Below are 19,880 nucleotides of genomic sequence, written 5' to 3'. Positions count from 1 at the left end.
ATTCCCTGAACGGGACCTTGCTCGAACGTAAAAACGCCGGTGGGGCGGTACCCGTACGGGTACCGCCCCACCGGCGTTCGCGGAGCGGCGGCTCAGGCCTTGGCCTCGGCCAGCAGCTTCTGGATGCGGGACACGCCCTCGACCAGGTCCGCGTCGCCCAGGGCGTACGACAGGCGCAGGTAGCCGGGGGTGCCGAAGGCCTCGCCGGGAACGACCGCGACCTCGGCCTCGTCCAGGATCAGCGCGGCCAGCTCGACGGAGGTCTGCGGGCGCTTGCCGCGGATCTCCTTGCCCAGGAGCTCCTTGACCGACGGGTACGCGTAGAACGCGCCCTCGGGGGTCGGGCAGAACACGCCGTCGATCTCGTTCAGCATCCGCACGATCAGCTGGCGGCGGCGGTCGAAGGCCGTGCGCATCTCGTGGACGGCGTCCAGGTTGCCGGAGACGGCGGCGAGCGCCGCGACCTGGGCCACGTTGGAGACGTTGGAGGTGGCGTGCGACTGCAGGTTGGTCGCGGCCTTGACCACGTCCTTGGGGCCGATGATCCAGCCCACGCGCCAGCCGGTCATGGCGTACGTCTTGGCCACGCCGTTGACGATGATGCACTTGTCGGCGAGCTCGGGGACGATCGCCGGCAGGGAGACGAACTTGGCCTCGCCGTAGACGAGGTGCTCGTAGATCTCGTCGGTCAGGACCCACAGGCCCTTGTCGGCGGCCCAGCGGCCGATGGCCTCCGCGTCGGCCTCGGAGTACACGGCGCCGGTCGGGTTCGACGGGGAGACGAACAGGACGACCTTGGTGCGCTCGGTGCGGGCGGCTTCGAGCTGCTCGACGGAGACGCGGTAGCCGGTGGTCTCGTCGGCGACGACCTCGACCGGGACACCGCCGGCGAGGCGGATCGACTCGGGGTAGGTGGTCCAGTAGGGAGCCGGGACGATGACCTCGTCACCCGGGTCCAGGATGGCCGCGAACGCCTCGTAGATCGCCTGCTTGCCGCCGTTGGTCACCAGGACCTGCGAAGCGTCCACCTCGTAGCCCGAGTCGCGCAGCGTCTTCGCGGCGATCGCGGTCTTGAGCTCGGGCAGGCCGCCGGCCGGCGTGTAGCGGTGGTACTTGGGGTTGCGGCAGGCCTCGACCGCGGCCTCGACGATGTAGTCGGGCGTCGGGAAGTCGGGCTCGCCGGCGCCGAAGCCGATCACCGGGCGCCCGGCGGCCTTGAGGGCCTTGGCCTTGGCGTCCACGGCAAGGGTGGCGGACTCGGAAATGGCGCCGATACGGGCGGAGACGCGGCGCTCGGCGGAAGGCGTTTCAGAGGTCATGAGGCCAATCGTCCCAGACGCCTCAGAAGCCCCGCACGCCGTTTCAGTCATCGGACGGACCAGTCGGGAATGTGCTCTGTTCGACGTCAGGTCCAGGACCACGTACACTCACCTGTCGTTGGCCCCTGCCGGTCACTCCAGAGCGTGAGCACTCCGTGCACCCGACTGGATGCGGTAGGTTGGGGGACGCAACAAAGGGTCGTAGCTCAATTGGTAGAGCACTGGTCTCCAAAACCAGCGGTTGGGGGTTCGAGTCCCTCCGGCCCTGCTCCACACTCCTTCTCGGACGTGTGCGCAGGTACGTACTTCGATGCAACGCCGTGCGGCGCAACCGGGCGCGGCTACGGCCACGACCCGGATTCAGGTGAGAGACGTGACGGACGCCCTGGGCTCCATCGACATGCCTGACGCCGAGGACGACACCCGCGAGAAGAAGGCCCGCAAGGGCGGCAAGCGCGGGAAGAAGGGTCCTCTGGGTCGGCTCGCGCTGTTCTACCGCCAGATCATCGCGGAACTCCGCAAGGTCGTCTGGCCGACGCGCAATCAGCTCACGACGTACACCACCGTGGTGATTGTCTTCGTCGTCATCATGATCGGTCTGGTGACCGTGATTGACTATGGGTTCCAGGAAGCCATCAAGTTCGTCTTCGGCTGATCCCCGCGGAGGGCGGCGCCTTGATGGGTGCCGCCCGTTTTCGCATGTTCGACCACCTTTTGTATCCAGGAAGAAGCAGCCACCGTGTCTGACCCGAACCTGAACGCGAGCCCCGACTCCGTCGAGTCCGTCGAGGACGCGCTCGACATCGTCGAGGCGGCAGACGCTGTGGACCCGGACGAGGCCGAGCTGGCCGACGCCGAGGCCGGTGTCGCCGCCGAAGAGGCCGCGCTCCACGTCGAGGACGAGGCTGACGAGGTCGCGGACGACGCAGAGGCCGGCGAGGACGAGGACTCCGACGAGGACGCCCCCGAGGCCGTCGAGGCCGAGGACGCCCCCGAGGCCGACGAGGACGCGGAGGAGGCCGAGGAGGCCGCCGACGCCGAGCCCGTCGACCCGATCCAGGCCCTGCGCGACGAGCTGCGCCTCCTGCCCGGCGAGTGGTACGTGATCCACACCTACGCGGGCTACGAGAAGCGCGTGAAGGCCAACCTGGAGCAGCGCGCCGTCTCGCTGAACGTCGAGGAGTTCATCTACCAGGCCGAGGTGCCCGAGGAAGAGATCGTCCAGATCAAGAACGGCGAGCGCAAGAACGTCCGGCAGAACAAGCTGCCCGGTTACGTTCTGGTCCGCATGGATCTGACGAACGAGTCCTGGGGCGTCGTCCGCAACACCCCCGGTGTCACCGGCTTCGTCGGCAACGCGTACGACCCGTACCCGCTGACGCTGGACGAGATCGTCAAGATGCTCGCCCCGGAGGCGCAGGAGAAGGCCGCCAAGCAGGCCGCCGAGGACGCCGGTCTGCCGGCCCCCGCGGTCAAGCGCACCATCGAGGTCCTGGACTTCGAGGTCGGCGACTCGGTCACCGTCACCGACGGTCCGTTCGCGACGCTGCAGGCGACCATCAACGAGATCAACCCGGACTCGAAGAAGGTCAAGGGCCTCGTCGAGATCTTCGGTCGCGAGACCCCGGTCGAGCTCAGCTTCGACCAGATCCAGAAGAACTGACGATCTTCTGAGCCAACGCTTCCGGACAGGTCAGACAGCCCCCTGAAGGGCGGTCTGACCTGCTCGGTTTTTAGCCCCGCTCCGATACCCGTTATCGTGGTGCGGTATGCCTCCATCCGGATGACCGGATTGGCGGCGAAAAACTCTCACTAGGACCCGGAGAGAGCAATGCCTCCCAAGAAGAAGAAGGTCACGGGGCTTATCAAGCTCCAGATCAAGGCCGGTGCGGCCAACCCGGCTCCGCCGGTCGGCCCCGCGCTCGGTCAGCACGGCGTCAACATCATGGAGTTCTGCAAGGCCTACAACGCCGCGACCGAGTCGCAGCGTGGCATGGTCGTGCCGGTGGAGATCACGGTCTACGACGACCGCTCCTTCACCTTCATCACGAAGACTCCGCCGGCCGCGCGCCTCATCCTGAAGGCCGCGGGCATCGAGAAGGGCTCCGGCGAGCCCCACAAGACCAAGGTCGCCAAGCTCACCGGCGCCCAGGTCCGCGAGATCGCCGAGCTGAAGATGCCCGACCTCAACGCCAACGACGTCGACGCCGCGATGAAGATCATCGCCGGCACCGCGCGCTCGATGGGCGTCACGGTCGAAGGCTGATCCAGCCACCCCCAGCACCACCAGTGGTAGGGCCAAGCGCTGGTCCGCACCACGACTCCATGCCTGAAGCCGAAAAACAGGAGCAGAAGTGAAGCGCAGCAAGACTCTCCGCGCTGCGGACGCCAAGGTCGACCGGGACAAGCTGTACGCCCCGCTCGAAGCCGTCCGTCTCGCCAAGGAGACCTCCGCGACCAAGTTCGACAGCACCGTCGAGGTCGCCTTCCGCCTGGGTGTCGACCCGCGCAAGGCCGACCAGATGGTCCGTGGCACCGTGAACCTCCCGCACGGCACCGGCAAGACCGCCCGGGTCCTGGTCTTCGCGACCGGTGACCGTGCTGCGGCCGCGGAAGCCGCCGGCGCCGACATCGTCGGCGATGACGAGCTGATCAACGAGATCGCCAAGGGCAACCGCCTGAACGAGTTCGACGCGGTTGTCGCCACTCCGGACCTCATGGGCAAGGTCGGCCGCCTCGGCCGCGTGCTCGGTCCCCGTGGCCTGATGCCGAACCCGAAGACCGGCACCGTCACCATGGACGTTGCCAAGGCTGTCACCGAGATCAAGGGTGGCAAGATCGAGTTCCGTGTCGACAAGCACTCGAACCTGCACTTCATCATCGGCAAGGTCTCCTTCACCGATGAGCAGCTGGTCGAGAACTACGGTGCGGCCCTGGACGAGATCCTTCGTCTGAAGCCGTCCGCCGCGAAGGGCCGCTACGTCAAGAAGGCCGCCCTGAGCACCACGATGGGCCCCGGCATCCAGCTGGACTCGAACCGCACCCGGAACCTCCTCGTCGAGGAAGACCCGGCCGCTGTCTGAGCTCCGCTGAGCCCCCGGCTCACCTGAGTGGCTGAAACGGGCCCCTCGCCCCCTTCACAGGGTGGCGAGGGGCCCGTTTTCCGTGTTTCGGAACACATGTCCCGAACCGGACGGTAACCGGCGCGCCAGGGCCGGGCGGGGGAACGTAGGGTCGGCTTCGAAGCGAACGTTCACACAGGGGTGGGGATCTCTATGTCTGCATACCGCGCCGCACACCGCGCGTACCGGAGGAAGGCCGCCGGCGCGATGCTGGCCGCCGTACTGCTCGCGGGCGGGGCCACCGCGTGCGACACCGACAAGAAGGACGGCTCCGGCAAGGCCGCGGGCGCGCCCTCCGCGCAGCCCTCCGCGCCCGCGGCGGGCGGTTCGGCCACCGAGGCCCTCACCGCGGCCTACAAGAAGACCTCGGCCGCCAAGTCGGCCAAGGTGCGCATGACCATGAAGATGTCCGGCGGCGGCGGTGAGAGCGTCGAGATGACGGGCGTGCAGGGGTGGGACCCGCAGGTCATGGACATCACCGTGAAGGGCGGGCTCGGCGCCTCCGGCGTCGACTCCATGCACACGATCGTGTCGAACGACGTCATGTACATGGAGGTGCCGGCCGGCTCTCCGCTGTCCTCGGCGGCCATGGACGGCAAGCGCTGGATGAAGATCGACGTGAAGGCCGCCGCGGAGGCCGCCGGAGACGCCGCGGCGCTGAACCAGCTCGGCGGCATGGGCGGCATGGGCAGCCTGGGCGGGGCGGAGCAGAACCAGGACCCCGCCAAGCAGCTCGCCCTGCTGCTGGCCTCGCCGAACGTGAAGCTCGTCGGCTCCGAGAACGTCGAGGGCGCCGACGCCCAGCACTACAAGGGCACCCTGACCTTCGAGGAGATGCTCGCCGCGAACGGGGGCTCCCAGGCGCTGCCGGAGGCCGACCGCGCGAAGCTCACCGAAGCCATGAAGAAGGCCGGCATCAAGGGCTACGACATGGACGTCTGGGTGAACAAGGACGGCTACCCGGCCCGCCTGAAGGTCGCGATCGGCACGCCCGAGGGAAACCTCGACCTGGACGCCCACTACTCCGACTACGCCACGACGGTGACCGTCCGGACCCCGCCCGAGAACGAGACGGTCGACGTCTTCGCGAAGCTCAAGGAGCTGGGCGCCACGGGCGCCGGCGGGGCCGGGTCCGGGACCTGAGACCGACCGGCCGCGAGGCCGAACGCAACACCGGCAGAACCATCCATGGGGGAGAACCGATGAACACGGCTGCACTGACCCGGGCCGCGATCGCCGCGGCGGGGGCCGCACTGCTCGTGGGCGGCCTGACCGCCTGCGGGACCGACAAGGCCGCGGGGACGGCCGACGGCAAGGCGGAGGCCAAGACCAAGGCCGAGACGCCGGCGGACGCGGTGAAAGCGTCCTACACGAAGACCGCGGCCGCCAAGTCCGCCACGTACGAGATGACCGTGACGTCGAGCAGCGGCAAGGCCGAACAGCTCACGGGCACGAAGGGCTGGTACCCGTCGGCCACCGGCATCGACGCCAAGGGCGACGGCGCCAACCAGGTCATGATCGGCGACGTCATCTACACCCACTCGGACAAGCCCCTGGAGGGCAAGTCCTGGATGAAGATGAACCTGAACAAGGACGGCAAGCCCCGCTCCCGGTTCAACGACGACCCGGCCGACTACCTCGCCGTGCTCCTGGGCCAGCAGAAGCTGACGCTGGTCGCCGCCGAGCAGATCGACGGCGGGGAGGCCAGGCACTTCAAGGCCTCCCTCACCAACGCCGACCTGCTCGCGGCGGACGAGTCCACGAAGGTGATGGAGACGGCGAACCGGCAGTACCTCCACGAGGCGCTGAAGGAGTACACGAGCCTGGACGTGGACCTGTGGATCGGCAAGGACGGCTACCCCGTCCGCGTCGATTCGGCGCAGGGCACCAAGGACGGCACGACGAAGGTCTCGGCGAAGTTCTCCGGATTCGGCACGACGGCTGCGGTCACCGCGCCGCCCGCCGACCAGGTGGCCGACTTCGACGAGGTGATGAAGGGCATCGACGACAAGCTCAAGGGCGTCGACGAGACGCTGAAGGGCGCCGACCAGACCCTGAAGGACGCGGGGCTCGGCGGTCTCGGCGGCTCCTGAATCGGTGGGAGCGCCCGGGGATGCCGGGCGCTCCCGAGGCGATTTGCCTTGGCTCGGCCGGTTCACGTACTCTTCCGGAGAAGCCAAAGACCGCTGGTCGTTGTCGTGCCCGTGAGGGTGCGGCGGCCGAAGGATCCGCCAATTGCGGACGTCCTGCGCAGGTGACCTTGGATTGTTCCCGGAATTTCATTTCGGTTGAGCTACGCCCTGGCGCCTGCGCCGGGGCGTTTCGTATGTCAGCCCCTTCTGAGCGGTCCTCATCACCCGGAAGGAGGCGAACGCACTATGCCGACGCCCAACAAGGCTGCCGCGGTAGCCGAGCTCAAGGACGCGTTCCAGAGCTCGAACGCCGCCGTGCTGACCGAGTACCGGGGTCTCACCGTCGCGCAGCTCAAGACGCTGCGTCGCTCTCTCGGTGAGAACGCCCAGTACGCCGTGGTGAAGAACACGCTGACCAAGATTGCGGCCAACCAGGCCGGGATCACCGCGCTGGACGAGCACTTCGCTGGTCCGACCGCGGTCGCCTTCATCACCGGTGACCCGGTGGAGTCGGCGAAGAGCCTGCGTGACTTCGCCAAGGACAACCCGAACCTCATCATCAAGGCGGGTGTCCTTGATGGCAAGGCGCTCACCGCCGATGAGATCAAGAAGCTTGCGGACCTTGAGTCCCGCGAGGTTCTGCTCAGCAAGCTGGCCGGCGCGTTCAAGGGCAAGCAGTCTCAGGCTGCCTCGCTCTTCCAGGCGCTGCCGTCGAAGTTCGTCCGCACCGCGGAAGCGCTTCGCGTCAAGCTCGCCGAGCAGGGCGGTGCCGAGTAATTCGGCTCGCGCATTGATCCACGCCGCCTAGTGCGTGGGTCGTAGCGGGCCGTTACGCCCGCCTCTATATACATCCGGCACCTGCCGAATTAGTGGAAGGATCGCCCATCATGGCGAAGCTCTCTCAGGACGACCTCCTCGCCCAGTTCGAGGAGATGACCCTCATCGAGCTCTCTGAGTTCGTGAAGGCCTTCGAGGAGAAGTTCGACGTCACCGCCGCCGCGGCCGTCGCCGTTGCCGGTCCGGCCGGCCCGGGCGCCGTTGCCGAGGCTGCTGAGGAGCAGGACGAGTTCGACGTCATCCTCACCGGCGCCGGCGACAAGAAGATCCAGGTCATCAAGGTCGTGCGCGAGCTGACCTCCCTGGGCCTCAAGGAGGCCAAGGACCTCGTGGACGGCGCCCCGAAGCCCGTCCTTGAGAAGGTCGCCAAGGAGGCCGCTGACAAGGCTGCCGAGGCCCTCAAGGGTGCCGGCGCGGCTGTCGAGGTCAAGTAACACCTCTGGGGCCCTCCTGGGCCCCAACCAAAGGGCGATCACCCGTAAGGGTGGTCGCCCTTTGGCGTACCCGCAGTGCCTGACTTGCCCTGGTCTCGTTGGGGAGTAGGGTGATCATCGTTGCCCCGCGGCCGGGTCCTGAGCTGATCCGCACGGAGCAGGGGGCCTTGACGAACGGGACGCGGCGCGCAATTCTCAGTCCCGTCGTGGGATCGATCGGATCGGTCCGAGATCGCTTGCACGGATCGGTGATCCGAGGCATGGATCGACTACGAAGAGGGCAGTACTGATACGCGCTCTGTGTGCGAGAGCCACGAGAGCCGCGTGTTGGCCGCAGTTTCGCAGGGTCGCAGGGTTTGTTTAAACGACATGGGGAAGGCCTGTTGCCGGTTTCCGGAGACCTGGTCTGGACATCAGTGAGCCGAGTGGCTACACTGACCCTTTGCGCTGCCTGTTAGCTGCCCCCTGCCCGTCGCCAGGGGCATGCCCACGCTAGAGCACACTTGATTGATACGCCCTGACCAGGTCTTTTTGATCGAATCAGGCGGGCCGTCTTCTGTGTCAGCTGGGACCGGTACGCGCGTAGTGAGTCCGAGCCCTCGGAAGGACCCCCTCTTGGCCGCCTCGCGCAACGCCTCGACCAATACGAACACCGGTGCCAGCACCGCCCCGCTGCGCATCTCCTTTGCAAAGATCAAGGAGCCTCTTGAGGTTCCGAACCTCCTGGCGCTGCAGACCGAGAGCTTTGACTGGCTGCTCGGGAACGCCGCCTGGAAGTCTCGCGTCGAGTCGGCGCTTGAGAGTGGACAGGACGTCCCCACCAAGTCCGGTCTGGAAGAGATCTTCGAGGAGATCTCGCCGATCGAGGACTTCTCCGGGTCGATGTCGCTGACCTTCCGCGACCACCGTTTCGAGCCGGCGAAGAACTCCGTCGACGAGTGCAAGGACCGCGACTTCACGTTCGCGGCGCCGCTGTTCGTCACTGCCGAGTTCACGAACAACGAGACCGGAGAGATCAAGTCTCAGACGGTCTTCATGGGCGACTTCCCGCTCATGACCAACAAGGGCACCTTCGTCATCAACGGCACCGAGCGTGTCGTGGTGTCGCAGCTCGTCCGTTCCCCCGGTGTCTACTTCGACTCCTCCATCGACAAGACGTCCGACAAGGACATCTTCGCCGCCAAGATCATCCCGTCCCGGGGTGCCTGGCTTGAGATGGAGATCGACAAGCGCGACATGGTCGGTGTCCGCATCGACCGCAAGCGCAAGCAGTCCGTCACCGTCCTCCTGAAGGCTCTCGGCTGGACCACCGAGCAGATCCTTGAGGAGTTCGGCGAGTACGAGTCCATGCGCGCCACCCTGGAGAAGGACCACACCCAGGGCCAGGACGACGCGCTGCTCGACATCTACCGCAAGCTGCGTCCGGGCGAACCGCCGACCCGCGAGGCCGCTCAGACGCTGCTTGAGAACCTCTACTTCAACCCGAAGCGCTACGACCTCGCCAAGGTCGGCCGCTACAAGGTGAACAAGAAGCTCGGCGCGGATGAGCCGCTGGACGCCGGTGTGCTCACCACCGACGACATCATCGCGACCATCAAGTACCTCGTGAAGCTCCACGCGGGCGAGACCGAGACCACCGGTGAGTCGGGCCGTTCGATCGTCGTCGAGACCGACGACATCGACCACTTCGGCAACCGTCGTCTGCGCAACGTCGGCGAGCTCATCCAGAACCAGGTCCGCACGGGTCTGGCTCGTATGGAGCGCGTCGTCCGCGAGCGGATGACCACCCAGGACGTCGAGGCGATCACGCCGCAGACCCTGATCAACATCCGGCCGGTCGTCGCCTCCATCAAGGAGTTCTTCGGCACCAGCCAGCTGTCGCAGTTCATGGACCAGAACAACCCGCTGTCGGGTCTGACGCACAAGCGTCGTCTCTCGGCTCTGGGTCCCGGTGGTCTGTCCCGTGAGCGGGCCGGCTTCGAGGTCCGTGACGTGCACCCGTCGCACTACGGCCGCATGTGCCCGATCGAGACCCCTGAAGGCCCGAACATCGGTCTGATCGGCTCGCTCGCCTCCTACGGCCGCGTCAACGCGTTCGGCTTCGTGGAGACCCCGTACCGCAAGGTCGTCGAGGGCGTCGTCACCGACGAGGTCGACTACCTGACCGCGGACGAGGAAGACCGCTTCGTCATCGCCCAGGCCAACGCCGGCCTGTCCGAGGACATGCGCTTCACCGAGAACCGCGTCCTGGTGCGCCGTCGTGGCGGCGAGATCGACTACATCGCCGGCGACGACGTCGACTACATGGACGTCTCCCCGCGCCAGATGGTGTCCGTCGCGACCGCGATGATCCCCTTCCTGGAGCACGACGACGCCAACCGTGCCCTCATGGGCGCGAACATGATGCGCCAGGCCGTTCCGCTCATCAAGGCGGAGGCCCCGCTCGTCGGCACCGGCATGGAGTACCGCTGTGCGGTCGACGCCGGCGACTCGATCAAGGCGGAGAAGGACGGTGTCGTCCAGGAGGTCTCGGCCGACTACATCACCGTCGCCAACGACGACGGCACGTACACCACGTACCGCGTCGCCAAGTTCTCCCGCTCGAACCAGGGCACCTCGGTCAACCAGAAGGTCATCGTCAACGAGGGCGACCGGATCGTCGAGGCCCAGGTCCTCGCCGACGGCCCGGCCACCGAAGAGGGCGAAATGGCCCTCGGCAAGAACCTGCTCGTCGCGTTCATGCCGTGGGAAGGCCACAACTACGAGGACGCGATCATCCTGTCGCAGCGCCTCGTGCAGGACGACGTCCTCTCCTCGATCCACATCGAGGAGCACGAGGTCGACGCCCGTGACACCAAGCTGGGCCCCGAGGAGATCACCCGGGACATCCCGAACGTCTCCGAGGAGGTCCTCGCCGACCTCGACGAGCGCGGCATCATCCGCATCGGTGCGGACGTCGTCGCCGGCGACATCCTCGTCGGCAAGGTCACGCCCAAGGGCGAGACCGAGCTGACCCCCGAGGAGCGCCTGCTCCGCGCGATCTTCGGTGAGAAGGCCCGCGAGGTGCGTGACACCTCGCTCAAGGTCCCTCACGGTGAGATCGGCAAGGTCATCGGTGTCCGCGTCTTCGACCGCGAGGAGGGCGACGAGCTTCCTCCGGGCGTGAACCAGCTGGTCCGCGTCTACGTCGCCCAGAAGCGCAAGATCACCGACGGTGACAAGCTCGCCGGCCGCCACGGCAACAAGGGTGTCATCTCCAAGATCCTTCCGATCGAGGACATGCCCTTCCTTGAGGACGGCACGCCGGTCGACATCATCCTGAACCCGCTGGGTGTCCCGTCCCGAATGAACCCGGGACAGGTCCTGGAGATCCACCTCGGCTGGCTCGCCAGCCGCGGCTGGGACGTCTCCGGGCTCGGCGAGGAGTGGGCCGAGCGTCTGAAGGTCATCGGGGCCGACCGCGTCGAGCCCGGTACCAACGTCGCCACCCCGGTGTTCGACGGTGCCCGTGAGGACGAGCTCGCCGGCCTGTTCGAGCACACCATCCCGAACCGCGACGGTGACCGTCTGGTCCTGCCGTCCGGCAAGGCGCGTCTGTTCGACGGCCGCTCCGGCGAGCCGTTCCCGGACCCGATCTCGATCGGGTACATGTACATCCTCAAGCTCCACCACCTGGTCGACGACAAGCTCCACGCCCGGTCGACCGGTCCGTACTCGATGATCACGCAGCAGCCGCTGGGTGGTAAGGCGCAGTTCGGTGGCCAGCGCTTCGGTGAGATGGAGGTGTGGGCGCTTGAGGCTTATGGCGCCGCTTACGCCCTCCAGGAGCTGCTGACCATCAAGTCCGATGACGTCACCGGCCGCGTGAAGGTCTACGAGGCCATCGTCAAGGGCGAGAACATCCCCGAGCCGGGCATTCCCGAGTCCTTCAAGGTGCTCATCAAGGAAATGCAGTCGCTCTGCCTCAACGTGGAGGTGCTGTCCTCGGACGGCATGTCCATCGAGATGCGCGACACCGACGAGGACGTCTTCCGCGCGGCGGAGGAGCTCGGTATCGACCTGTCCCGGCGTGAGCCGAGCAGCGTCGAAGAGGTCTGACGGGCCTGACGGGGGGCTCGCTCAAGAGCCCCCCGTCATCCCCGGGACCGTTCAGACCATGATTGAGACTCGACCCCGAAAGAGGGATTGACGCACAGTGCTCGACGTCAACTTCTTCGACGAGCTGCGGATCGGCCTTGCCACCGCGGACGACATCCGAACCTGGTCGCACGGCGAGGTCAAGAAGCCGGAGACCATCAACTACCGCACCCTCAAGCCCGAGAAGGACGGACTCTTCTGCGAGAAGATCTTCGGTCCGACCCGGGACTGGGAGTGCTACTGCGGCAAGTACAAGCGTGTCCGCTTCAAGGGCATCATCTGTGAGCGCTGTGGCGTCGAGGTCACGCGCGCCAAGGTGCGTCGTGAGCGGATGGGCCACATCGAGCTTGCCGCTCCCGTCACCCACATCTGGTACTTCAAGGGCGTCCCGTCGCGTCTGGGCTACCTGCTGGACCTCGCGCCGAAGGACCTTGAGAAGGTCATCTACTTCGCCGCGTACATGATCACGTTCGTGGACGACGAGCGCCGCACCCGCGACCTCCCGTCGCTGGAGGCCCACGTCTCCGTCGAGCGCCAGCAGATCGAGAACCGCCGTGACGCGGACCTCGAAGGCCGTGCCAAGAAGCTTGAGACCGACCTGGCCGAGCTTGAGGCCGAGGGCGCGAAGGCCGACGTGCGCCGCAAGGTGCGCGAAGGCGCCGAGCGCGAGATGAAGCAGCTCCGTGACCGCGCCCAGCGCGAGATCGACCGCCTCGACGAGGTCTGGGCGCGCTTCAAGAACCTCAAGGTCCAGGACCTTGAGGGCGACGAGCTGCTCTACCGCGAGCTGCGCGACCGCTTCGGCACGTACTTCGACGGTTGCATGGGCGCCGCCGCGCTGCAGAAGCGCCTGGAGTCCTTCGACCTCGACGAGGAGGCCGAGCGCCTCCGCGAGATCATCCGTACCGGCAAGGGCCAGAAGAAGACCCGTGCGCTCAAGCGCCTCAAGGTCGTCTCCGCGTTCCTGCAGACCAGCAACAAGCCCAAGGGCATGGTTCTGGACTGCGTGCCGGTGATCCCGCCGGACCTGCGTCCGATGGTGCAGCTGGACGGTGGCCGCTTCGCGACCTCCGACCTGAACGACCTGTACCGCCGCGTGATCAACCGCAACAACCGTCTGAAGCGTCTCCTCGACCTCGGTGCTCCCGAGATCATCGTGAACAACGAGAAGCGCATGCTTCAGGAGGCCGTGGACGCCCTCTTCGACAACGGTCGTCGTGGTCGTCCGGTGACCGGTCCCGGCAACCGTCCGCTGAAGTCCCTGAGCGACATGCTCAAGGGCAAGCAGGGTCGATTCCGTCAGAACCTCCTCGGCAAGCGCGTGGACTACTCCGCGCGTTCCGTGATCGTCGTCGGTCCGCAGCTGAAGCTGCACCAGTGTGGTCTGCCCAAGGCCATGGCGCTGGAGCTCTTCAAGCCGTTCGTGATGAAGCGCCTGGTCGACCTGAACCACGCGCAGAACATCAAGTCGGCGAAGCGCATGGTCGAGCGCGGCCGCACGGTCGTGTACGACGTGCTCGAAGAGGTCATCGCCGAGCACCCGGTTCTGCTGAACCGTGCGCCCACGCTGCACCGCCTCGGCATCCAGGCCTTCGAGCCCCAGCTGGTCGAAGGCAAGGCCATCCAGATCCACCCGCTCGTCTGCACCGCGTTCAACGCGGACTTCGACGGTGACCAGATGGCCGTGCACCTGCCGCTCTCCGCGGAGGCGCAGGCCGAGGCCCGCATCCTGATGCTGTCCTCGAACAACATCCTCAAGCCGGCCGACGGCCGTCCGGTCACGATGCCGACCCAGGACATGGTCCTCGGTCTGTTCTTCCTGACCACCGACGGTGAGCTCCGTGACACCAAGGGCGAGGGTCGCGCGTTCGGCTCCACGGCCGAGGCGATCATGGCGTTCGACGCCGGCGAGCTCGCGCTGCAGTCGTCCGTCGACATCCGCTTCCCGGTGGGCACCATCCCGCCGCGCGGCTGGGTGGCGCCGGTCGCCGAAGAGGGCGAGCAGGAGTTCCAGCCGGGCGACAGCTTCCGTCTGAAGACCTCGCTGGGCCGTGCGCTCTTCAACGAGCTGCTGCCCGAGGACTACCCGTTCGTCGACTACTCGGTGGGCAAGAAGCAGCTCTCCGAGATCGTCAACGACCTGGCGGAGCGCTACCCCAAGGTCATCGTGGCGGCGACGCTCGACAACCTGAAGGCGGCCGGCTTCCACTGGGCGACCCGTTCGGGCGTCACCGTGGCCATCTCCGACGTCGTCGTGCCCGAGGCCAAGAAGGCCATCGTCGCGGGCTACGAGGCGATGGACGAGAAGGTCCAGAAGCAGTACGAGCGCGGTCTGATCACCAAGGACGAGCGCACGCAGGAGCTCATCGCGATCTGGACCAAGGCGACCAACGAGGTTGCCGAGGCGATGAACGCGAACTTCCCCAAGACGAACCCCATCTTCATGATGGTTGACTCGGGTGCCCGAGGAAACATGATGCAGATGCGACAGATCGCCGGTATGCGTGGTCTGGTGTCGAACGCGAAGAACGAGACCATCCCGCGTCCGATCAAGGCGTCCTTCCGTGAGGGCCTCACCGTTCTGGAGTACTTCATCTCCACGCACGGTGCCCGTAAGGGTCTGGCGGACACCGCCCTGCGTACCGCCGACTCGGGTTACCTGACCCGTCGTCTGGTGGACGTCTCGCAGGACGTGATCATCCGCGAGGAGGACTGCGGCACCGAGCGCGGCCTGAAGCTGAAGATCGCCGTCCGCGGCGAGGACGGCGTGCTGCGCAAGGCCGACGACGTCGAGACGTCCGTCTACGCCCGCATGCTGGCCGAGGACGTCGTCATCGACGGCAAGGTCATCGCGCCGGCCAACGTCGACCTCGGTGACGTCCTGATCGACGCCCTGGTCGCCAACGGCGTCGAGGAGGTCAAGACCCGCTCGGTCCTGACCTGTGAGTCCGCGGTCGGCACCTGTGCCTTCTGCTACGGACGCTCGCTCGCCACCGGCAAGCTGGTCGACATCGGTGAGGCGGTCGGCATCATCGCCGCCCAGTCCATCGGTGAGCCCGGCACCCAGCTGACGATGCGTACCTTCCACACCGGTGGTGTGGCCGGTGACGACATCACGCAGGGTCTGCCGCGTGTCGTCGAGCTCTTCGAGGCCCGTACCCCGAAGGGTGTCGCCCCGATCTCCGAGGCCGCCGGCCGCGTGCGGATCGAGGAGACCGAGAAGACGAAGAAGATCGTCATCACGCCCGACGACGGCAGCGACGAGACGGCGTTCCCGATCTCGAAGCGCGCCAAGGTCATCGTGCACGAGGGCGACCACGTCGAGGTGGGCCAGAAGCTCACCGCGGGTGCCACCAACCCGCACGACGTGCTGCGCATCCTCGGCCAGCGTGCCGTCCAGGTCCACCTGGTCGGCGAAGTCCAGAAGGTCTACAACTCGCAGGGCGTGTCGATCCACGACAAGCACATCGAGATCATCATCCGGCAGATGCTGCGCCGCGTGACGATCATCGAGTCCGGCGACGCGGAGCTCCTGCCGGGCGAGCTCGTCGAGCGCTCGAAGTTCGAGACCGAGAACCGTCGTGTGGTCACCGAGGGCGGTCACCCCGCCTCCGGCCGTCCGCAGCTGATGGGTATCACCAAGGCCTCGCTGGCGACGGAATCCTGGCTGTCGGCCGCCTCCTTCCAGGAGACGACCCGAGTCCTGACGGATGCGGCGATCAACGCCAAGTCCGACAGCCTCATCGGCCTCAAGGAGAACGTCATCATCGGTAAGCTCATCCCGGCCGGTACGGGCCTCGCCCGCTACCGCAACATCCGGGTCGAGCCCACCGAGGAAGCGAAGGCCGCGATGTACTCGGCCGTCGGCTACGACGACATCGACTACTCGCCCTTCGGCACCGGCTCCGGCCAGGCAGTCCCGCTGGAGGACTACGACTACGGCCCGTACAACGGCTGACAGCTCGTATGAACGAAGCCCCCCGCCGCTCCGAGAGGAGCGGCGGGGGGCTTCTTCGCGTCCGGGGCCCGGGGCGATCCCCCGGGGTTCCGGGGGATGCCGTCAGGCGCGTCGCCGCCGGCGGAAGGCGGCGGTTGTTACTGCGGTGAGGGTCAGGAGGGAGAGGGCGGCTGCGGCCAGGCCCGGGGTGAGGCCCTTCGGGGTGAAGGTGCAGGAGACCTCGTCGGTGCCCGCGGGGATGTCCAGGGCGACCAGGCCGTGGAAGCTCCTGGCCGGGGCCGAGCACCGCCAGCCCGGGACGTCGGTCATCGCGAAGACCGCGGTGCCCGTGGCGCCCTTCGGGAGGGTGGCCTCGATGGAGTGGCCGCCCGCGGTGACCTTCGTGGCACCCGTGGACTTCAGGGAGGCGACCGCCCCGTCCAGGGCGGCGCGGTCCAGGCACCCGACGGGGTGGTCGCCCGCCGTCGCGTCCTTGGTCCCCGTACGGATCGACACCGCCACCTCGCCGTCCGCGGGGACCTTGCCCAGCTTGATCACGCCCGTCATGCGGTCTTCCAGGGGGCGGGACGTGCCGCCGTGGGTGAGGGTGCCGTAGAGCTCGGGGGAGAACCAGTACGCCTCGGAGCCGGGGGCGCACCGGGCCGCGTACGTCTGCTCCGTGGCGGTGCCCCCGCGCGTCGTCTCCGGGACCTGGTACACCGTGGCGCCGAGGACGTTCTCCTGGCGGGCGTAGACGCTGTCCGCCGCGTTGGGGGAGGCGTAGGGCCCGGTGCGGACGGTCACCAGGGGAGGGGCCGTGAAGCGGGTGGACGTCCAGCTGCCCGGGGCGGCCCCCGGGCTGACCCGGGCGCCGATCGAGAAGATCGCGTCGAGCACCGGGCTGTCGGCGCCGAAGAAGGTGCGGCCGTCGTTCTTGAAGCCGTAGCCGAGGGGCTCCAGGGCCCGGTACGTGGCCTCCGGCAGGTAGCTGCTGTAGTACTGCGGGCCCTCCGCGCGCAGCGCCAGGGCGTCGTTGTACGCGCTCTGCGGCGCGCCGGAGTCGGTCCGGTACGCGGGCCAGCCGTCCACCTGCCGGACGGCGTCGAAGTGTGCGCCGATCGACTTGTTCGAGGTGGCGACCGGCTTCGCCCAGCGTTCGCGGCCGCGGCGGGAGTCCGCGTTCGCGGCCGCCACCGTGGACTCCGCGAAGACCACGCCGATCATGAGGACCGCGGCCACCGGGATCAGGTACCGCCGCTTCTCGCCCAGCGAGAGGAGGACGAGGGCCAGCAGCGAGACGCCCCCGCCGACCAGCACCGCCGGCCAGGTCCAGCCGCCGAAGTCGTTGGCGTGGCGCAGTACGAAGGTGGCCGCCACCAGCAGGGCGGCCGCCGATGTCACGTGCAGCGGGCGCGGGCGGTGGGCCAGGGCCAGCCAGGCCAGGACCACCACCATGCCGCTGAAGACGAAGGCCTCGCGGTACGGGTTGCCGTTCGGCACCGCCAGCCCGTGCCACACGTACTGGGTCGGCGGGAACTGGAACGAGGCCGCGACGAGCAGCGTCGCCGCCGCCCACACGAGGCGGGTGCGGCGTGCGATGGCGGCGTTGAACAGGAACGATCCGGCGAGGATCAGGCCCAGCGAGGCCACGTACAGCCGCGGCCGGCCGCCCCACAGGTGCGTGGCCGGGAGCATCCCGGCCAGGAACAGCTCGATCCGTACCGGCTCGAAGGCCCCGGCCCGGGTGGGCTGCGCGGAGCCGCTGGAGAGGAAGGACGGCAGCAGCAGCGGCAGCGTCAGCAGGATTCCGGTCCCGGCGGCCGTCGCGGCCCGCCACACGGCGCGCAGCCGCTGCCGGCCGGTCATGTCCCGGGTGATCAGGCGGATGGCGAGCAGCACGCAGGCGGCCATCGTGGCCATCATCGCGGTGTAGAAGTTGCCGAACCAGGCGAGCGCGACGAACAGGGCCACCCCCGGCCAGCGGCGCTCCTCCAGGCACCACTCGACGGCGATGCCGAGCAGGGGCAGCGCGACCAGGCCCCACAGCCACATCGGGATGTACGAGGCGTCGCTGAGCGCCCACCCGCACAGCCCGTAGCAGGCGCCGAGGACCCCGCGCTGCCACCACGGGCCGGGGTGCAGCTTGCCGAGGTAGACCGTCATGACGGCGGCGGCCGCGCCCATCGTGACGGGGGTGATCGCGAAGACGGCGAGGTCGACGTGGGCGCGCGGGACCAGGACGGCCAGCCAGGAGAACGGGTTGCCGAGGTACGTGTAGTAGTCGGACAGGAACTGCTGGCCGAAGCCGCCGCGCCAGGTGAAGAGCACGTCGCCGGCGGCCTGCCCGTGGACGAGGTCCCAGAGCGCGCGGTGGAAGGGCACGTACTGGTTGGCCTGGTCGTTGATGGCCCGGCCGGTGTCGCCGAAGGGGAACGTGCCCCGGGCGGCCCAGGCCGAGCAGAACGCGGCCGAGGTGATCAGGAACGCCAGGAGGGGTCCGTACAGGCCGCCGCGCAGGCGGGCGGGTACGCGGGGGAGCCGCAGCGGTCCGCGGCGGGGTGCCGGGACGAGTGAACGGTCCGTCGCCGTCGTCTCCGAGGTGACCGTCCCCAATGTCCCGCTCCCTGAGTGCTTGTGGATGCCGTGGATGCCCGTGCATGCCTGGAGACCCGTGGACGCCCGTTCCGTTTCGGGACGAATCCAGTGGATGCGGAGGCAGTTTAGTTCGCGGGGGAGACCGCCTCGTCCCGCTCCCCTTAGCACGCCTTTACCACATGCGCGAGTCGGGAGGGCCACACGGGGCTCTCGCCCAAGCGGCGCATGACCGGCGGCGATCTCGCGGCGGTCCCGCGCGGGCCTTTGTTTTGACCGGATGGGATGCGGTGGGTACGCTCAGACCTTGTGCCTGGGGTGTGCCTGGGCTCCTGTGCGTGTCCATCAACCGCATGAGAGCCGGATCAGCCACCGCGATCCATGCGTTTCCGTGCTTGCGCGGAGTCCCGCCGGATCCGACACACCCGACCGCGTGGGTCGGCAAAGTTCCAGGTTAGCTTCACTACACGGCACACAGAAACCGGAGAAGTAGTGCCTACGATCCAGCAGCTGGTCCGGAAGGGCCGGCAGGACAAGGTCGAGAAGACGAAGACCCCCGCGCTTGAGGCTTCGCCCCAGCGTCGTGGTGTCTGCACGCGTGTGTTCACGACCACCCCGAAGAAGCCGAACTCGGCGCTCCGTAAGGTCGCGCGTGTGCGTCTGACCTCCGGCATCGAGGTCACCGCTTACATTCCGGGTGAGGGACACAACCTGCAGGAGCACTCGATCGTGCTCGTGCGTGGTGGCCGTGTGAAGGACCTGCCGGGTGTTCGTTACAAGATCATCCGCGGTGCGCTTGACACCCAGGCTGTCAAGAACCGCAAGCAGGCCCGCAGCCGCTACGGCGCCAAGAAGGAGAAGTAAGAATGCCTCGTAAGGGCCCCGCCCCGAAGCGCCCGGTCATCATCGACCCGGTCTACGCATCTCCTCTGGTGACGTCGCTCATCAACAAGATCCTCCTGAACGGCAAGCGCTCCACCGCCGAGCGCATCGTTTACGGCGCCATGGAAGGCCTCCGCGAGAAGACCGGCAACGACCCGGTCATCACGCTGAAGCGCGCGCTGGAGAACGTCAAGCCGTCGCTTGAGGTCAAGTCCCGCCGTGTCGGTGGCGCGACCTACCAGGTCCCCGTCGAGGTCAAGCCGGGTCGCCAGTCGACCCTGGCCCTCCGCTGGCTCGTGGGTTACTCCCGCGCCCGTCGTGAGAAGACCATGACCGAGCGCCTCATGAACGAGCTGCTCGACGCCTCCAACGGTCTTGGCGCTGCCGTCAAGAAGCGCGAGGACACGCACAAGATGGCCGAGTCCAACAAGGCCTTCGCGCACTACCGCTGGTAGTCCCAACCCACATCGAGACCGAGAGAAGACTGA

14 protein-coding genes and 1 tRNA gene are annotated in these 19,880 nt (G+C 67.5%); 13 read left to right on the top strand and 2 right to left on the bottom strand.

The window, feature by feature from the left end; all coding sequences use genetic code 11:
- Window positions 1-92: 92 nt before the first annotated feature.
- A complete protein-coding gene (locus AB0M92_RS02950) occupies window positions 93-1,319 on the bottom strand; it encodes a pyridoxal phosphate-dependent aminotransferase (protein ID WP_053687955.1) in 1,227 nt (408 codons plus the stop codon).
- 195 nt (window positions 1,320-1,514) lie between these two features.
- Between AB0M92_RS02950 and AB0M92_RS02945 the strand changes: the two genes are divergently transcribed.
- The 11 genes from AB0M92_RS02945 (at window position 1,515) to AB0M92_RS02895 (ending at window position 15,939) form a co-directional block, all read left to right on the top strand.
- Window positions 1,515-1,587, top strand: a tRNA-Trp gene (locus AB0M92_RS02945).
- A gap of 105 nt (window positions 1,588-1,692) precedes the next feature.
- The gene (gene secE, locus AB0M92_RS02940; RefSeq protein WP_030154653.1) at window positions 1,693-1,974 is read left to right on the top strand and encodes a preprotein translocase subunit SecE; all 282 of its coding nucleotides are present in this window, start codon (window positions 1,693-1,695) and stop codon (window positions 1,972-1,974) included.
- A gap of 84 nt (window positions 1,975-2,058) precedes the next feature.
- Window positions 2,059-2,982: a transcription termination/antitermination protein NusG gene (gene nusG / locus AB0M92_RS02935; protein WP_366100281.1), complete on the top strand. Its 924-nt coding sequence runs from the start codon at window positions 2,059-2,061 to the stop codon at window positions 2,980-2,982.
- Between the two features lie 168 nt (window positions 2,983-3,150).
- Complete coding sequence (rplK, locus tag AB0M92_RS02930) at window positions 3,151-3,585, top strand: 50S ribosomal protein L11 (RefSeq protein ID WP_008739735.1); 435 nt, start codon at window positions 3,151-3,153, stop codon at window positions 3,583-3,585.
- A gap of 88 nt (window positions 3,586-3,673) precedes the next feature.
- Window positions 3,674-4,402, top strand: coding sequence for a 50S ribosomal protein L1 (gene rplA, locus AB0M92_RS02925; protein ID WP_366100280.1), 729 nt, complete (start codon window positions 3,674-3,676; stop codon window positions 4,400-4,402).
- A 192-nt stretch (window positions 4,403-4,594) separates the two neighbouring features.
- Window positions 4,595-5,584 carry a hypothetical protein gene (locus AB0M92_RS02920; RefSeq protein ID WP_366100279.1) on the top strand — a complete coding sequence of 330 codons (990 nt, stop codon included), beginning with the start codon at window positions 4,595-4,597 and terminating at the stop codon, window positions 5,582-5,584.
- Window positions 5,585-5,643: 59 nt separating this feature from the next.
- A complete protein-coding gene (locus AB0M92_RS02915; protein ID WP_366100278.1) occupies window positions 5,644-6,534 on the top strand; it encodes a hypothetical protein in 891 nt (296 codons plus the stop codon).
- A gap of 285 nt (window positions 6,535-6,819) precedes the next feature.
- On the top strand, window positions 6,820-7,350 hold the full coding sequence (gene rplJ / locus AB0M92_RS02910) for a 50S ribosomal protein L10 (RefSeq protein WP_008739730.1): 531 nt from the start codon (window positions 6,820-6,822) through the stop codon (window positions 7,348-7,350).
- A gap of 110 nt (window positions 7,351-7,460) precedes the next feature.
- Window positions 7,461-7,844 carry a 50S ribosomal protein L7/L12 gene (rplL, locus tag AB0M92_RS02905; RefSeq protein ID WP_366100277.1) on the top strand — a complete coding sequence of 128 codons (384 nt, stop codon included), beginning with the start codon at window positions 7,461-7,463 and terminating at the stop codon, window positions 7,842-7,844.
- A 615-nt stretch (window positions 7,845-8,459) separates the two neighbouring features.
- Entirely contained in the window at window positions 8,460-11,942 is a 3,483-nt protein-coding gene (gene rpoB / locus AB0M92_RS02900; protein WP_366100276.1) for a DNA-directed RNA polymerase subunit beta, read from the top strand.
- 97 nt (window positions 11,943-12,039) lie between these two features.
- Window positions 12,040-15,939 carry a DNA-directed RNA polymerase subunit beta' gene (locus tag AB0M92_RS02895; protein ID WP_366100275.1) on the top strand — a complete coding sequence of 1,300 codons (3,900 nt, stop codon included), beginning with the start codon at window positions 12,040-12,042 and terminating at the stop codon, window positions 15,937-15,939.
- 102 nt (window positions 15,940-16,041) lie between these two features.
- Here the strand turns inward: AB0M92_RS02895 and AB0M92_RS02890 are convergent, their stop codons facing one another.
- A complete protein-coding gene (locus AB0M92_RS02890) occupies window positions 16,042-18,531 on the bottom strand; it encodes a YfhO family protein (RefSeq protein WP_366100274.1) in 2,490 nt (829 codons plus the stop codon).
- Window positions 18,532-19,002: 471 nt separating this feature from the next.
- Here AB0M92_RS02890 and rpsL point away from each other — a divergent pair, with 471 nt between their 5' ends.
- On the top strand, window positions 19,003-19,374 hold the full coding sequence (rpsL, locus tag AB0M92_RS02885) for a 30S ribosomal protein S12 (RefSeq protein WP_007265893.1): 372 nt from the start codon (window positions 19,003-19,005) through the stop codon (window positions 19,372-19,374).
- 2 nt (window positions 19,375-19,376) lie between these two features.
- The gene (rpsG, locus tag AB0M92_RS02880; RefSeq protein ID WP_007265894.1) at window positions 19,377-19,847 is read left to right on the top strand and encodes a 30S ribosomal protein S7; all 471 of its coding nucleotides are present in this window, start codon (window positions 19,377-19,379) and stop codon (window positions 19,845-19,847) included.
- Window positions 19,848-19,880 lie beyond the last annotated feature (33 nt).

It is taken from the genome of Streptomyces sp. NPDC051582, assembly GCF_040681715.1.
Taxonomy (GTDB): Bacteria; Actinomycetota; Actinomycetes; order Streptomycetales; family Streptomycetaceae; genus Streptomyces.
This window is presented reverse-complemented; position numbering and strand designations above follow the sequence as displayed.

What these genes read in the sequence shown, in the direction of transcription:
- AB0M92_RS02950 (WP_053687955.1), bottom strand. Translation starts at nt 1,319, where the DNA reads ATGACCTCTGAAACGCCTTCCGCCGAGCGCCGCGTCTCCGCCCGTATC.
- rplK (WP_008739735.1), top strand. Translation starts at nt 3,151, where the DNA reads ATGCCTCCCAAGAAGAAGAAGGTCACGGGGCTTATCAAGCTCCAGATC.
- AB0M92_RS02920 (WP_366100279.1), top strand. Translation starts at nt 4,595, where the DNA reads ATGTCTGCATACCGCGCCGCACACCGCGCGTACCGGAGGAAGGCCGCC.
- AB0M92_RS02915 (WP_366100278.1), top strand. Translation starts at nt 5,644, where the DNA reads ATGAACACGGCTGCACTGACCCGGGCCGCGATCGCCGCGGCGGGGGCC.
- rplJ (WP_008739730.1), top strand. Translation starts at nt 6,820, where the DNA reads ATGCCGACGCCCAACAAGGCTGCCGCGGTAGCCGAGCTCAAGGACGCG.
- rplL (WP_366100277.1), top strand. Translation starts at nt 7,461, where the DNA reads ATGGCGAAGCTCTCTCAGGACGACCTCCTCGCCCAGTTCGAGGAGATG.
- rpsG (WP_007265894.1), top strand. Translation starts at nt 19,377, where the DNA reads ATGCCTCGTAAGGGCCCCGCCCCGAAGCGCCCGGTCATCATCGACCCG.